13 protein-coding genes are annotated in these 13,610 nt (G+C 70.7%); 2 read left to right on the top strand and 11 right to left on the bottom strand.

From position 1 onward, the window contains the following. Window positions 1–89 precede the first annotated feature (89 nt). A complete protein-coding gene (locus AB0J88_RS38400) occupies window positions 90–476 on the top strand; it encodes a carboxymuconolactone decarboxylase family protein (protein ID WP_364358469.1) in 387 nt (128 codons plus the stop codon). A 180-nt stretch (window positions 477–656) separates the two neighbouring features. Here AB0J88_RS38400 and AB0J88_RS38395 read toward each other — a convergent pair whose 3' ends face one another. The 4 genes from AB0J88_RS38395 to ffh form a co-directional block, all read right to left on the bottom strand. Then, entirely contained in the window at window positions 657–1,739 is a 1,083-nt protein-coding gene (locus AB0J88_RS38395; RefSeq protein WP_364358867.1) for an amidohydrolase family protein, read from the bottom strand. Beyond that, the gene (locus tag AB0J88_RS38390) at window positions 1,736–2,164 is read right to left on the bottom strand and encodes a VOC family protein (RefSeq protein WP_364358472.1); all 429 of its coding nucleotides are present in this window, start codon (window positions 2,162–2,164) and stop codon (window positions 1,736–1,738) included. Before AB0J88_RS38390 ends, AB0J88_RS38395 begins: the two co-directional genes overlap by 4 nt. A gap of 39 nt (window positions 2,165–2,203) precedes the next feature. Continuing rightward, the gene (locus tag AB0J88_RS38385; RefSeq protein ID WP_364358475.1) at window positions 2,204–2,788 is read right to left on the bottom strand and encodes a Uma2 family endonuclease; all 585 of its coding nucleotides are present in this window, start codon (window positions 2,786–2,788) and stop codon (window positions 2,204–2,206) included. Window positions 2,789–2,858: 70 nt separating this feature from the next. After that, a complete protein-coding gene (ffh, locus tag AB0J88_RS38380; RefSeq protein WP_364358478.1) occupies window positions 2,859–4,409 on the bottom strand; it encodes a signal recognition particle protein in 1,551 nt (516 codons plus the stop codon). Window positions 4,410–4,790: 381 nt separating this feature from the next. On the opposite strand from ffh, the gene AB0J88_RS38375 reads away from it, so the two are divergent. Further along, window positions 4,791–5,816, top strand: coding sequence for a hypothetical protein (locus tag AB0J88_RS38375; protein WP_364358481.1), 1,026 nt, complete (start codon window positions 4,791–4,793; stop codon window positions 5,814–5,816). On the opposite strand, the gene AB0J88_RS38370 is transcribed toward AB0J88_RS38375, so the two are convergent. The 7 genes from AB0J88_RS38370 to AB0J88_RS38340 all read right to left on the bottom strand — a co-directional run bounded on the left by AB0J88_RS38370 (window position 5,792) and on the right by AB0J88_RS38340 (window position 13,455). Further along, a complete protein-coding gene (locus tag AB0J88_RS38370; RefSeq protein WP_364358484.1) occupies window positions 5,792–6,457 on the bottom strand; it encodes a response regulator transcription factor in 666 nt (221 codons plus the stop codon). The two genes, AB0J88_RS38375 and AB0J88_RS38370, sit on opposite strands and share 25 nt — an antisense overlap. Continuing rightward, complete coding sequence (locus tag AB0J88_RS38365) at window positions 6,450–7,613, bottom strand: histidine kinase (protein ID WP_364358487.1); 1,164 nt, start codon at window positions 7,611–7,613, stop codon at window positions 6,450–6,452. Before AB0J88_RS38365 ends, AB0J88_RS38370 begins: the two co-directional genes overlap by 8 nt. A 15-nt stretch (window positions 7,614–7,628) precedes the next feature. Continuing rightward, on the bottom strand, window positions 7,629–8,450 hold the full coding sequence (locus tag AB0J88_RS38360) for an ABC transporter permease (RefSeq protein WP_364358489.1): 822 nt from the start codon (window positions 8,448–8,450) through the stop codon (window positions 7,629–7,631). Then, complete coding sequence (locus AB0J88_RS38355; RefSeq protein ID WP_364358492.1) at window positions 8,440–9,330, bottom strand: ABC transporter ATP-binding protein; 891 nt, start codon at window positions 9,328–9,330, stop codon at window positions 8,440–8,442. Before AB0J88_RS38355 ends, AB0J88_RS38360 begins: the two co-directional genes overlap by 11 nt. Before the next feature lie 98 nt (window positions 9,331–9,428). Next, window positions 9,429–11,711, bottom strand: coding sequence for a [protein-PII] uridylyltransferase (locus AB0J88_RS38350; RefSeq protein ID WP_364358495.1), 2,283 nt, complete (start codon window positions 11,709–11,711; stop codon window positions 9,429–9,431). 5 nt (window positions 11,712–11,716) lie between these two features. Then, window positions 11,717–12,055, bottom strand: a complete 339-nt coding sequence (locus AB0J88_RS38345; protein WP_176984980.1) for a P-II family nitrogen regulator — start codon at window positions 12,053–12,055, stop codon at window positions 11,717–11,719. A gap of 26 nt (window positions 12,056–12,081) precedes the next feature. Beyond that, entirely contained in the window at window positions 12,082–13,455 is a 1,374-nt protein-coding gene (locus AB0J88_RS38340) for an ammonium transporter (protein WP_364358498.1), read from the bottom strand. Between the last annotated feature and the right edge of the window lie 155 nt (window positions 13,456–13,610).

Here is a 13,610-nt window from a genome sequence, read left to right as displayed (position 1 = left end):
CCAGACAAGGGGGCCAGCCCTGGTCCGCGGTGGGTTGAAAACCTAGTCTTCGGGCGAAACAGGCTTTGGCCAACTTACGCTGGGCTTTGATGACGACATCTGACGCATACGGGCGAGCGCTGGACACGGCGGAGCGGCTGCTCGGCCAGCCACTGACCCTGCCGCTGACCCCAGGGGAACCGACGGTGGGCGCCGATTTCCGGCGGTTGGCGACCGAGCACACGTTCGGCGACTCATGGAGCCGCCCGGGCCTCGACGACCGCACCCGGGCGTTGATCTCCGTAACCATCGCGGCGACGTTGGGCACCCACGAGCCGCTGCGCGGGCAGGTCCGGATCGCCCTGAACAGCGGGGTCACCAAGGCGGAGATCATCGAGCTCTTCATCCACCTGGAGGCCTATGCGGGCGCCGCCCGCGCCTTCGACTCCTACCAGACCGTCCTGGCGGTCTTCGCCGAACAACCCGACACCGCGTAGCCCCTCGACCACCACGGCCCAAGCCGGTCAGCACCGACGGGCGAGCACCATCAGCATGCAGCCGCCGTTGCCGACCCATTGACGCGGACCCGAACCACCGCCGCCATGCCACAGCCGCCCACCGCCACCACCCAGACAATCGACGGCGACGTCAAGAGGCCCCGAACCATCCGCCGGCTTCTATCGGATGACGCGGCCTCGCAGGACGATTCGGCGTGGGTCGCGGACCACCCGCAGGTCCGCGCGCGGGTCCGCGTCGTAGACCACCAGGTCGGCCAGGCCGCCCTCGACCAACCCCGCGAAGCCCAGCCACTCGCGAGCCTCCCAGGACGCCGCGGCCAGGACGTCTGTCGCCGGCACGCCGGCTTTCTCGTGGAGCATCAGCATCTCGTCGGCGGCGACTCCGTGCGGGATGGCGCCGCCCGCGTCCGTGCCGACGCGGATGGGGACACCCGCCTCGTGCGCCGCGCGGACGACCTCCGGGAAGCGGGCGTGCAGGGCGCGCATGTGGGACGCGTACCCCGGGAACTTCTCGTCAGCCCGCGCCGCGATGTCGTCGAACGTCTCGATATTGATCATTGTGGGCACGAGGACCGTGCCGCGTCTGGCCATCTCGTCGACGTCGTCCAGAGACAGGCCCGTGCCGTGCTCGACCGAGTCGACGCCCGCGCGCACCAATGTGGACACCGTCGCTTCGTGGAAGGTGTGCACCGCCACCCGGGCACCCGCGGCGTGCGCGGCGTCGATGGCCGCGGCCAACACGTCCGGCTCGAACGTCGGGCCGAGGTCAGCCAGCGACCGGTCCAGCCAGTCGCCGACCAGCTTGACCCACCCGTTGCCGGCCCGGGCCTGCTCAGCGGCGGCACGCGGCAACTCCTCCGGCGAGCACTCGACCGGAATCCCCTTCAGGTGCGTCTTCGGCGCGGCCAGATGCCGGCCCGCCCGGGACAGCCGGGGCGCGTCGGGGTGGTCGTCGAGCTCGGGATAGGGAAATGGCGAGCCCGCGTCACGAATGGCCAGCGTGCCTGCGTCGCGGTCGATGACGGCGGCGGCCAGCGCCTGCTCGACGGAGGTGATCGCCCCACCGCCGGCAGCGATCCCGATGTGGCAGTGCGCGTCGACCAGGCCGGGCAGCACGAAACCGCCGTCGCTGATCGTCTCGGCACCGGACACCGGCGAGAAGGTCACCCGGTCGCCGACCAGCCAGAGGTCGCGGGTGGTGTCGTCGGGGAGCACCACTCCGCGCACGTGCAGCGGCGTCAGCTCACGCACAGCTCGTTGCCTTCCGGGTCGGCCAGCGTCACCCAGCTCATCGGACCCTGCCGTCCGTCGTGCAGGTGAGTGGCGCCCCTGCTGATCAGCCGGGCCACGACGGCGTCGCGGTCGTCGCCGGTGCGTAGGTCCAGGTGCACCCGGTTCTTGACCGTCTTCGGCTCGGGCACCTGCTGGAAGAGCAACCGCGGCGCCCGCTCCAGCCCCTCGGGATGCCGAATGGCCGCGCCGCTCTTCCAGACCAGCGCACCGTTGTGCCGGGCGGTCTCGTCCTCGGTGGCGTGCCCCTGCTCGACCATGCGGCGGATAAACGCCTCGTCCTGCGACTCGACCTCCCACCCCAGAGCCTCGGCCCACCAGTCAGCCAACACATGCGGCTCCGCGCAGTCGACGGTCACCTGAAACTCGTATGCCATCCGGCGATCGTATGCGCGCCGTACGACATCGGCCCGCCGTCAGCGCAGCCTGATGCGATCGAGAATCGCGGCCCGCCGGGCGCTGAGCCGCGGTAGGTCGATCGTGATCGGCCAAGGCTCGTCGACCGCGAACACCTCGGTCGTGTGATCGGCGATCTCGTAGCTGCGTTTAGCCGGCCCGAGCACCATCTCGGTCAACGAGATCTCCGCGCGGTTCTGGTCGATCACCCAATAGGCGGGTAGGCCCGCATCGGCATAGAGACGGGCCTTCTCCACCACGTCGCGGAACTCGGAGTGCTCCGACACGAGCTCGACCGCGAGCACCGCGTCTTCGACGGGCACCGGGGTGCGCCCGTAGTGCTCGATGCGGATGCCGACCAGATCAGGCCGCGGCTCGTTGCGGCGGTTGATCTGGAGCGACTGGTCGGAGCTGACGAGGAAGTCGGGTGGACAGTTGGCACGGAGGGCGAAGCCGATCTCGAACGCGAGATCCTGGTGTGCGGGAACGGGCGACGGCACGATCAACCTTCCGTTGATCAGTTCGTAGCGGAGGTCCCCGGGCAGCTCCCCGAGGTCGTCGACCGTCCACTCCTGCCGTTCGGGCAGCGTCGGTGCAGCGGTCATGGGCTCCTCCTTCGAGTAGTCGCCCATCACGCAAGGTGCTCCTATGATCGCCCGCTGTCCCGGAACACGACTATTTCTCGTTGCCCTCCTGGCGGCGGAGCTTGTTGAAGTCGATCTTCGGCAGTTTGAAGCCCGGCGGTAGCCCCTGCGCGCCGTCGCCCGACAGCGCCGACGGGTCGAACCCCGGCGGCATGCCGCCCGCGCCCGGGAAGCCACCCGGCAGACCGCCGACCGGACGCGGACGCGAGCCGCCCTTCGTACCCTTGCGCTTGTTCTTCGGGCTCTTGGTCGCCTTGCGCCGCGAACCGGGCAGGCCCATCATCCCGCCCATCTGCTTCATCATCTTCTGCGCCTCGGAGAAGCGGTTGAGCAGCTGGTTCACGTCCATGACCGTGACGCCGGAACCGTTCGCGATGCGCGCCCGCCGCGAGCCGTTGATGATCTTCGGGTTGACCCGCTCGTTCGGGGTCATCGACCGGATGATCGCGGTGACCCGGTCGAAGTGCTTGTCGTCGAGGTCCGCCAACTGGTCCTTGACCTGGCCCATGCCGGGCATCATCGCCAGTACGTTCGCGATCGGCCCCATCCGCCGCATCGCCACCATCTGGTCGAGGAAGTCCTCGAGCGTGAACTGCTCGCCGCCCATGAGCTTGGCGGTCATCTTCTCTTTCTGATCGGCGTCGAAGGCCTGCTCGGCCTGCTCGATCAGCGTGAGCACGTCACCCATGCCGAGGATGCGGCTCGCCATCCGGTCGGGGTGGAAGATGTCGAAGTCCTCGAGCTTCTCGCCCGTGGACGCGAACAGGATCGGCTGCCCGGTCACCTCGCGCACCGAGAGCGCCGCACCACCGCGGGCGTCACCGTCCAGCTTGGACAGCACGACACCGGTGATGCCGACACCGTCGCGGAAGGCCTCGGCGGTGTTGACCGCGTCCTGACCGACCATGGCGTCGATGACGAACAGCACCTCGTCAGGGTCGACCGCGTCACGGATGTTGGCGGCCTGCGCCATCATCTCGGCGTCGATGCCCAGCCGGCCGGCGGTGTCGACGATGACGATGTCGCGCGCCACCCGCTTCGCGTGGTCGATCGACGCCCGCGCCACGTCGACGGGGTCGCCCACCCCGTTGCCCGGCTCGGGCGCGAACACCTCGACGCCGGCCCGCTCGCCGAGCACCTGAAGCTGCGTGACCGCGTTGGGCCGCTGAAGGTCGGCCGCGACGAGCAGCGGCTGGTGCCCCTGCCCCGCCAGGAAGCGAGCCAGCTTGCCGGCAAGGGTCGTCTTACCGGAACCCTGGAGACCGGCGAGCATGATCACGGAAGGCGGCTGCTTCGCGAGCTGCAAGCGCCGGGTGTCGCCACCCAGCACGTTGACCAGCTCTTCGTGCACGATCTTGATGACCTGCTGCGCGGGGTTCAGCGCCTGCGAGACCTCGGACCCACGCGCCCGCTCCTTGATCCGCGCGATGAACGCACGAACCACCGGCAGCGCCACATCGGCCTCGAGCAGCGCCAACCGAATCTCGCGCGCCGTAGCGTCGATATCGGCATCGGTCAGCCGCCCCTTGCCACGGAGCTTGGTGAAGATCCCGTTGAGGCGGTCGCTCAGGGTGTCGAACACGTAAACATCCCGTTTGTCATAGTTCTGTGGGCGAAGCAGGCCATGAGAGCCCTCGTTAGGGTATCCGGCGCAGCCCGCTTCGGCCGATCCACCAACCGCCGGGTGACCGACAACCAAGAACAACGCCAAGCAGAAGGCCGGGACACCGACGACCGACAGGAACGCCGAGCAGACGGCCGGCAGACCGACGATCAAGAACAACGCCCAGCGGCTTCCCCGGGTCCGCCGCGGGCGCGACCGTCGCTCCCGCCGGGGATCGCTCGCTGACGCGTCGCTTGCCAGGTCCGCCGCCGGTCGTCCTCACCCCGCCATCAACCCCCGGCGTGTCGGCCCGACACGCGCGGGACGAGAGTTGTCGGAGTGCTCGATTAACCTCCGCCTATGACCGCCATGGACTGGCTGCTCGACAGTGACCCGGCGATTCGCTGGCAGGTGCTGCGCGACCTAGCCGGCGCCCCTCCGCAGGTCGTCGCCGCGGAGCGAGCCAGAGTGGCCCGCGAAGGCTGGGGAGCCCGACTACTGGCGCAGCGCGACCACGGCGGCGGGTGGGCGGGCGGCGCGTGCTTCCCCGGGCCGGACGCCGACACAGCCGATAAGCGATTGCCTGACGACGGCGCCGGCGCGGCCGACCAGCCCTCGCTCGACGGCGGCGCCGGCCAACCATGGATCTCGACACTTCCCACGCTCGACGTGCTGGTCGAGCTCGGCGTCGACCCCGCCGACGAACAGGTCCGCCAGGCCATCACCGACGTGCGCGACACGGTCAGGTGGGAGCACGACGGCCAGCCCTTCTTCGACGGTGAGGTCGAGGCCTGCATCAACGGGCGCACGGTGCGGATCGGCGCTTATTTCGGGCAGCCCGTCGACGGCATCGTCGAACGACTACTCCGGGAGCAATACCCGGACGGCGGCTGGAACTGCGAGCTGGAGAACGGCGCCGAGGTCTCGTCCTTCGCCAGCACGATCAACGTGCTCGACGGCCTGCTCACCTACCAGCAGGCCGGCGGCGCGCTCGACGTCGACGCGGCCCTCCGGCGCGGTGAGGAATACCTCCTCGAACGTGGCCTGTTCCGACGCAAGAGCACCGGCGCCGTGGTCGACGACGACTGGCTGAGCTTCTCGTTCCCGTTCCGCTGGCACTACGACGTGCTCCGCGCGCTCGACTATTTCCGGGCCACCGCGCAACCGCCCGACGCACGCATCCGCGAGGCCGTCGACCTGGTGCGGCGCAAGCGACAGCCAGACGGCACCTGGCTGCTGGAGAACACCCACCCGGGCGAGGTCTTCTTCGCCATGGAGCCGGGCGACGGCCTACCCAGCCGCTGGAACACCCTGCGTGCGACCCGGGTGCTCACCTGGGCACAGCTCGGGGAGGTGAACGCTCAGAGCGCGACCAACCCCGACTGATAGGCGAAGACCACCAACTGTGCGCGGTCCCGCGCGCCCAGTTTGATCATCGCGCGGCTGACGTGCGTTCGGGCCGTCGCGGGCGAGACCACCAGCCGCGCGGCGATCTCCTCGTTCGACAGGCCTTCGCCGACCAGGCCTACGATCTCCCGCTCGCGGTCAGTCAGGGTGCTCAGCTGCGGATGCGGCTTCAACGTGCGTGACGGTCGCGTCGAGAACTCCCGGACCACCCGCCGCGTCACCGACGGCGACAGCAGCGCCTCCCCCGCCGCCACCAGCCGGATCGCCCGCAGCAGTTCCGCCGGCTTCGTGTCCTTCGTCAGGAAGCCGCTGGCCCCGTTCCGCAACGCGTCGAAGACGTACTCGTCCAGCTCGAAGGTCGTCAGCACGATCACCCGGGTGTGTTCCAGCGCGGGATCCGCCACGATCCGCCGCGTGGCTTCGATGCCGTCGATGCCCGGCATGCGCACGTCCATCAGCACGATCGAGGGCGACGTCGAAGCCGCGGTCGCCACCACTTCCAAGCCGTCGGCCGCCTCGCCGACCACCCGCATGCCGTCTTCCGCCTCGACCAGCGACCGCAGGCCGATCCGCACCAGGTCCTGGTCGTCGGCGATCAGCACCGAGATCTCGTCAGACACTCCACTCACCGTCCCCGTCCGGCGCCACCGGCAGCTCGGCGTGCACCCGCCAGCCCCGCCCGGCGCTCAGCGGCCCGGCCGTCAAGCTGCCGCCCAACGCCGTCACCCGCTCCCGCATCCCCTGGAGGCCATGGCCCGGAGCACCGACCACCCCGCCCCGGCCCGTGTCCGTCACCTCGACCACCACCGACGCCGGCAGGTAAGTGATCACCACCGCCGCGGAAGCCGCTCCGGCATGCCGCAGGACGTTGGTCAACGACTCCTGCACCACCCGGTACGCGGCCAGGTCCACCGCCAACGGCAACTCGGCGGACGAGCCCACCACCGACAGCGACACCGGCAACCCGGACTCGGCCAACCGGTCCCGCAGCGCCGGCACCTGCGCCAGCCCGGCCACCGGCGCACGGTCGCCGCGCGAGCGCAGCACCGACAGCGTCACCCGGAGCTCGTCCAGCGCCGCCTTGCTGCTCAGGCTGATCCGGGTCAGCGCCGCCTCCGCCTCCTCGGGCTTTCGCGGCAGGAGGTGCAGCGCGATCTCCGCCTGCATGTTGATCGCCGCCAGCCCGTGTCCGACCACGTCGTGCACCTCCTGGGCGACCCGCAGCCGCTCGTCGTCGGCGATCCGCCGCGCCTCGTCGGCCCGCGACCGCTGCACCGCCTCCCGGCTCACCTTGACGGTCACCCCGATCGCGAACGGCACCGCCACGAACGCCGCCGCCGGCAGCAACCCGCCGAACTTCGTGTTGGTCGGGTCGGTGAAGGGGACGAAGGCATGGAGCGCCAGGAGTACGAACGCACCGCCCCCGACCCACGCCGCCCGGCGCAGCGGCAACTCCTCGGCCACCGTGTAGATGGCCACCGCCAGCGTGATCAGGATGGGACCGTAGGGATAGCCGAGGACCAGATATGCCCCGCTCATCCCGGAGGCCACCGCCAGCGTGCTCACCGGCCAGCGTCGCCGCACGATCGTCGCGACCGCCGCCCCGACGATCAGCCCATAGGCCAGCGCGTCCAGCGGCGTCCGCAGCGTCCCGGTCGCCTGCTGGTTCTCCTGGGCGAAATGCGACCCGAAGATCCCGATGAGCAGCAGGAACGCCGTGACGAGCCCGTCCGCCACCCAGCGCCGCACAGCGCCACGGCGGGCCGACGAGCTCATCACAGCCTCCACACGTCAGAGAATGTCACGGCGGCGCAGGACCACCGCACCTAGCGCCACGAAGAAGACCAGGTACGCCGCGACCACCAACGTCGCCGGCCCACCACCCATCAGAGCCTCCACGCCCGGCGTCCCGGTGGGCGCACCCAGCGAGGCGACCAGCGCGCCGGCTCCCGGCCCGGGCAGCCCTCGCTGCGCGCTGTCCACCCACGGCAGCAGCGGCGCCGCGAGCTGGGAGATCAGGTTCTGCACGGCCAGCATCCACACGAGACCGAGCCCGACCGCGAGCGCGACGCCGCGCAGCAGGATGCCCAGCACCGCCCCGAACATCGTCCACATCGTCGCGATCAGCCACCCGGCACCGATCCCCCGCACGATGTCGAAGGCCGACGGGAACGTCATCGAGGCGTCCTCGGCCACAGCGATCAGCACGCTCGCGACCGTCCCCATCAAGAGGATCGCCAGGACGAAACCGAGCGACGTGAGCGCGAGCACGCCGAACTTGCCGACCAGCACCGTCGTACGCGACGGCCCCTGGGTCAGCACGGTCTTCCAGGAGCCCCAGCCGTACTCGCCACCGACGAACAGCACACCCAGCACCACCAGCAGGGCGCCGAGGAAGACCGGATAGCCGCCGAGCGTGTTGCCCACGATGTTCGCCGGCAGGGTCGCGGCGAGTCCGCGGTCGGCGGTGGCGCCGGTGGTGCCGCTGGTCGCACCGAGATACGGGATCACGTACGCGAACAGCGCACCGAGTGACAACGCGATCCCCAGCAGCAGCCACGTCGCGGGCCGCTTGGACAGCTTCAACAGCTCCGCGCGGAAACTACCGACCATTGCTCTCGCCTCCGGTGAGCTCGAGGAAGACCTGCTCCAGATCACGTTCACGGGTACGCAACTCGCTGACCGCGATCCCCGCCTTGACCATCGACTCGTTGATCTCCGCGGCACGGGAGGGTGAGACCGTGACGTCCAACGCCCCGTCCACGACCGACACCGCCGAAGGCCCCAGCAGCAGGCGCAGCCAGGCGGCCGCGTCGTCGACGGGAGCAGCCGCGATCCGCAGTCCCGCCTCGCTGCGCATCTCGGCCACGGTGTTCTCCGCGACCAGCGCACCGCGCGCGACGATCCCGACCCGGTCGCAGATCTGCTCGACCTCGCCGAGCAGGTGACTGGAGATCAGCACGGTCGATCCGGCCGCCCCGAGTCGGCGGATCAGCGCCCGCATGTCGGCCATGCCGGCCGGGTCGAGCCCGTTGGTCGGCTCGTCCAGGATCAACAGCTGCGGGTCCTTGAGCAGGGCCGCCGCGACCCCGAGCCGCTGCTTCATGCCCAGCGAGTACGTCGCGAACTTGTGCCGCGCCCGATCGCTCAGGTCGACCAGGTCGAGCACGACGTCGATCCGCCGGTCGTCGACCCCGGCGTACCGGGCCAGCACCCGCAGGTTGTCCCGCCCGCTCAGGTAGGGATAGAACGCCGGACCCTCGATCAGCGCCCCGACACCGGACAGGTCACCGGGCGGCTTGCCGTGCAGCAGCACCCGCCCGCTGGTGGGCCGCACAAGGCCGAGCAGCATCCGCAGGGTGGTCGTCTTCCCCGCACCGTTGGGACCCAGAAATCCGTAGACCTCACCGGCCCGGACCGACAGATCGAGATCCTGTACGGCGACGACCTCGCCGTACCGTTTCGTCAGCTTTTCGCACACCACCGGTTCCATGCCCCATACGCTGCCGGCCGGAAGGGCAAAGGGCGTCAGTGCACGAGCGGCACCCGGCGTACGTCCGGGAACGTAGAAAACCGCGTAAACGGGCCGCTTCAGGACGCAGCGGCGGCCAGCACGGCTTCCTCGACGGCCTGCTCCCCCGAGCCGATGCCGACCAGGTAGAACGCGTCCACCACGTCGCCGCCCAGCGTGGAGATGCGCGCCGCCCGCACCGAGGCGCCGGCGTCGTCGAGCGCGCTGGCCACCCGGTAGAGCAACGCCGGCGAGTCGGCGGCCCGAAGCTCCAGCACGACCGCGTCGGTGGCCGCGTCCCGGTGCCAGACCACCCGCGGCGGCGCCCCGGAACCGCCCGAGCGACCGCGGCCCCGCAGCCGCTGTGTCACCGACACGTCGCCGGCCACCGCCCGCCGCAGGTCGTTGGCCAGCGCGATCGGGTCCGGAGACGCGCCATAGCGCGGAGACGTGAGGAGCTCGACCAGCGCCCGTTCCTCCACGGTGGACACGTCGGCGCCCAACACGTCGAGCCGGTGCAGCGCGAGACACCCGGCCACCGCGGCCAGCAGCCCGCGCCGGTCGGCGGCGGCCACCGCGACCCGGTCACCGTCCAGGTGTACGGCCGGCAGCGGCCCCGCCACCAGCGCCGGGTCGGGGCTGGGCAGCGCGGGCAGCACCCCGGTGTCCAGCGCGGTGTGCGTGAGACGCACGAGCGAGTCGATCAGCCGGCCCTTCCAGTCGGACCAGGCGGCCGGCCCCGTGGCCAACGCGTCGGCCCGGGCCAGCCCATGCAAGAGGTCCAATGTGGTCGCGTCACCGACGGCCGCGGCGACGGAGGCGATCGTCTTCGGGTCCGAGAGGTCCCGGCGGGTGGCCACCTCGGGCAGCAGCAGGTGTAGCCGGACCAGCTTCTCGATCAACGCGACGTCGGCCGGCGGCAGCCCGATCCGCGCGGCTACGGCGGCCGCGACCGGCGCGCCGACCGTGCTGTGGTCGCCGGGCAGCCCCTTCCCGACGTCGTGCAGGAACGCGGCCAGCAGCAGCAGGTCGGGCCGGTCGACCTCGCGGGTGAAACCGGTCGCCTCGGCCGCCGCCTGCACGAGGTGGCGGTCGAGGGTGAACCGGTGCACGGGGTTGTGCTGGGGCAGGCTGCGCATCCGCGCCCACTCGGGCAGCCAGCCGTCGACCAGCCCGTACCGGTCGCAGGTCTCCCAGGTCGGCACGAGCCCGCTGCCGGCGCCGAGCAGGGTGACCAGCGCGGCCCGCGCCGCGGGTGGCCAAGGTGACGGCAGCGGCGGGCAGTAGGCGGCCAGCCACTCGCAGGTCGCCCGGGAGATGGGCAGGCGGGTCGTGGCGGCCGCGGCGGCGACCCGCAGCGACAGCGACGGGTCAGGCCGGGCACCGATCGCGGTGCGGGCCAGCACGAGCTCGCCGTCCTGCTCCACCACGTCGCGGGCGATCGGGCGGCGCACCGGCTTGCCGTCGCCGCCGCGGCGGCGGACCACCCGGACCCGGTCGGCGGCCCGCCAGGCGTCGTCGAGGGCGTTGGCGACCGTACGCGCGTCGCTCGCCACCCGCCGCAGCAGCGCGTCACCGTCGTCGAGGCCCAGGAGCCCGGCCACCGAAGCCCGCTCCTGCGCCACAAGCCGGTCGACCCGCCGCCCCACGGTGACGTGCAGCGCGTCCCGGGTGTCCAGCAGCCGCAGGTGCGCGGCCCGGACGGCCGGCCGCAGCGCGTCGGTGACACCGGAGCGCGCGATCCCGCGCAGCACACCGACGTCGCGCAGCCCGCCGGCCGCCTCCTTGAGGTCGCCCTCGAGCAGGAACGCCAGCTCGCCATGCGCCTCCCAGCGGGCCGTGGTCACGGAACGCAGCGCGGGAAGCTGCCGGATCGCGGTGCGCCGCCACTGATCGGCGGCGGCCGACGCGAGCTGTGCGGTCAAAGCCTCGTCGCCGGCGATGTGCCGGGCGTCGAGGAGCCCGAGTGCGACCTTGACGTCGTCGTGCGCCACGGACAGCGCCTCGGGGAGCGTGCGCACGGAGTGGTCGAGGCCGAGCCTGGCGTCCCAGATCGGGTACCAGAGCGAGGCGGCCAGCTCGTCCATCCCGGGCACGCCGTCGTGCAGGAGCACGAGGTCGAGGTCGGCGTGCGGGGCGCACTCCCGGCGCCCCAGGCCGCCGACGGCCACGAGCGCGACGCCTGCCGCTTCGGCCGTGGCCGGCCCGGGCGCGGCCGAGGCGACCGCGTCGGCGAAGAGGGCGCGCAGCCAGCCGTCGAGGGCGCTCGCCCTGGCCAGCCGAGCGGTCGCCCCGATGCCGTCAGGAACGACCAGGGGATCGACTCCGGCCGAAGCCGGAACCGATCCCCTGGTCGTCGTCATGCCACTCAGAGCGCGTCGAGGCCGCGCTCGCCGGTGCGGACCCGGACGACGTCCTCGACGGGCGTCACCCAGACCTTGCCGTCACCGATCTTCCCGGTACGCGCCGCCGTGACTACCGCGTCGACCACCTTGTCGACGTCGATCTCGTCGGTCAGCACCTCGACCCGGATCTTCGGCAGGAACTCCACCGTGTACTCGGCACCCCGGTAGACCTCCGTGTGCCCCTTCTGCCGGCCGTAGCCCTGCACCTCGCTGACGGTCAGCCCGGCCACGCCGAGGGCGTGCAGGGCCTCCTTGACCGCGTCCAGCTGGTAGGGCTTGATGACCGCGGTCACCAGCTTCATATCCAACCCCTCCATCGCTAGAAAACTTAGCCGGAGACCTTCTCGCTGACCGGTTTCTCGTCTGGTACGTCGCTGTTCGACTTCGCCGCGGTGATCCCGGCGAGCTGGAACGCGCTGGCGGCACCGCCGCCACCGGCCGGCGACAGGTCGTACGCCGACTCGGCGTGCTCCGCCACGTCGATGCCCTCGACCTCGGCCTCAGGCGTGGCACGCAGGCCGACGACCTTCTTGACCACCCACGCGATGCCCATGGCGAGCACCAGCGAGTAGACCGTGACGACCAGGCTGCCGAGGAACTGGCGGCCGAGCTGGGTCGCACCGCCGCCGTAGAAGAGGCCGTTGCTGGCACCCAGCACGTCGGTGATCGCCGAGTTGACCTGCGTGGTCGCGAAGAAGCCGATCGACAGCGAGCCGATCCAGCCACCGACGAAGTGGACACCGACCACGTCGAGCGAGTCGTCGAAGCCGAGCCGGTACTTCAGGCTCACCGCCAGGGCGCAGACCGCACCGGCGATGGCACCGACGATCACGGCCGGGATCGGGGCGATGAAGCCACACGCCGGGGTGATGGCGACCAGACCGGCGATCGCGCCGGACGAGGCACCGACCAGGGTCGGCTTGCCGCCCCTGATCCACTCGACGATGATCCAGCCGAGCACGCCGGCCGCCGTCGCGACCTGGGTGTTGAGGAACGCCACCGCGGTGGTGCCGTCGACCGTGAGCTCGGAGCCGGCGTTGAAGCCGAACCAGCCGAACCACAGCAGGCCGGCGCCGAGCGCGACCAGCGGCACGTTGTGCGGCTTGGTGCTCTCCTTCGGCCAACCGATCCGCTTGCCGAGGATCAGCGCCAGGCCGAGCGCGGCCGCACCGGCGTTGATGTGCACCGCCGTACCACCGGCGAAGTCCAAGGCTTTGATCTTGGCGCCGATGAAGCCGCCACCCCAGACCCAGTGCGCGACCGGGATGTAGACCAGCGTGAACCACGCGCCCGCGAACAGCAGCCAGCCGGCGAACTTCATCCGGTCGGATACCGCACCGCTGATCAGTGCGACGGTGATGACCGCGAACATCATCTGGAACACGAGGAACACGTACACCGGAATGCCGGTCGTTCCCCAGATGTCACCGAGGAAGTTCGTCTCGGTGCCGAGGTACTGCGTGAAGCTGCCGATGACGTTGTTGAGGCCGGAGTTGCCGTTGGAGCCGAATGACAAGGTGAAGCCGTAGATGACCCAAAGCACTGAGATGAGCCCGATCGAGCTGAAGCTCATCATCATCATGTTCAGTACGCCCTTGGACCGGTTGAGGCCGCCGTAGAACAGCGCCAGACCCGGTGTCATGAGCAGCACCAGCGCGGACGACAGAAGTAGCCAGGCGGTGTTCCCGGTGTCGATCTCCACGCTGCCTCCTCTCGGTAGGTTTCCTCCCTCCGGCAGGCAGAGCAGCGTCGCCCGACAGCCGGTTCGGGGGGAAGCCTCCCGGGCCGCTGTTTCGCGCAAGGTCGCGAGTCGGTTACCGCATCGTGACGGGTTGTTTCGTACGTGTGAAGAAACGG

Source organism: Asanoa sp. NPDC049475, from assembly GCF_040676915.1.
In the GTDB taxonomy this organism is placed as follows: domain Bacteria; phylum Actinomycetota; class Actinomycetes; order Mycobacteriales; family Micromonosporaceae; genus Asanoa.
The sequence above is the reverse complement of the archived record's forward strand: the minus strand, read 5'-3'. Positions and strand labels throughout refer to the sequence as shown.

Excerpts from the sequence above, each read along its gene's own strand:
- AB0J88_RS38355 (WP_364358492.1), bottom strand. The coding sequence starts at position 9,330 with ATGGAACCGGTGGTGTGCGAAAAGCTGACGAAACGGTACGGCGAGGTC.
- AB0J88_RS38375 (WP_364358481.1), top strand. The coding sequence starts at position 4,791 with ATGACCGCCATGGACTGGCTGCTCGACAGTGACCCGGCGATTCGCTGG.
- AB0J88_RS38360 (WP_364358489.1), bottom strand. The coding sequence starts at position 8,450 with ATGGTCGGTAGTTTCCGCGCGGAGCTGTTGAAGCTGTCCAAGCGGCCC.
- AB0J88_RS38345 (WP_176984980.1), bottom strand. The coding sequence starts at position 12,055 with ATGAAGCTGGTGACCGCGGTCATCAAGCCCTACCAGCTGGACGCGGTC.
- AB0J88_RS38365 (WP_364358487.1), bottom strand. The coding sequence starts at position 7,613 with ATGAGCTCGTCGGCCCGCCGTGGCGCTGTGCGGCGCTGGGTGGCGGAC.
- AB0J88_RS38400 (WP_364358469.1), top strand. The coding sequence starts at position 90 with ATGACGACATCTGACGCATACGGGCGAGCGCTGGACACGGCGGAGCGG.
- AB0J88_RS38385 (WP_364358475.1), bottom strand. The coding sequence starts at position 2,788 with ATGACCGCTGCACCGACGCTGCCCGAACGGCAGGAGTGGACGGTCGAC.
- AB0J88_RS38390 (WP_364358472.1), bottom strand. The coding sequence starts at position 2,164 with ATGGCATACGAGTTTCAGGTGACCGTCGACTGCGCGGAGCCGCATGTG.
- AB0J88_RS38350 (WP_364358495.1), bottom strand. The coding sequence starts at position 11,711 with ATGACGACGACCAGGGGATCGGTTCCGGCTTCGGCCGGAGTCGATCCC.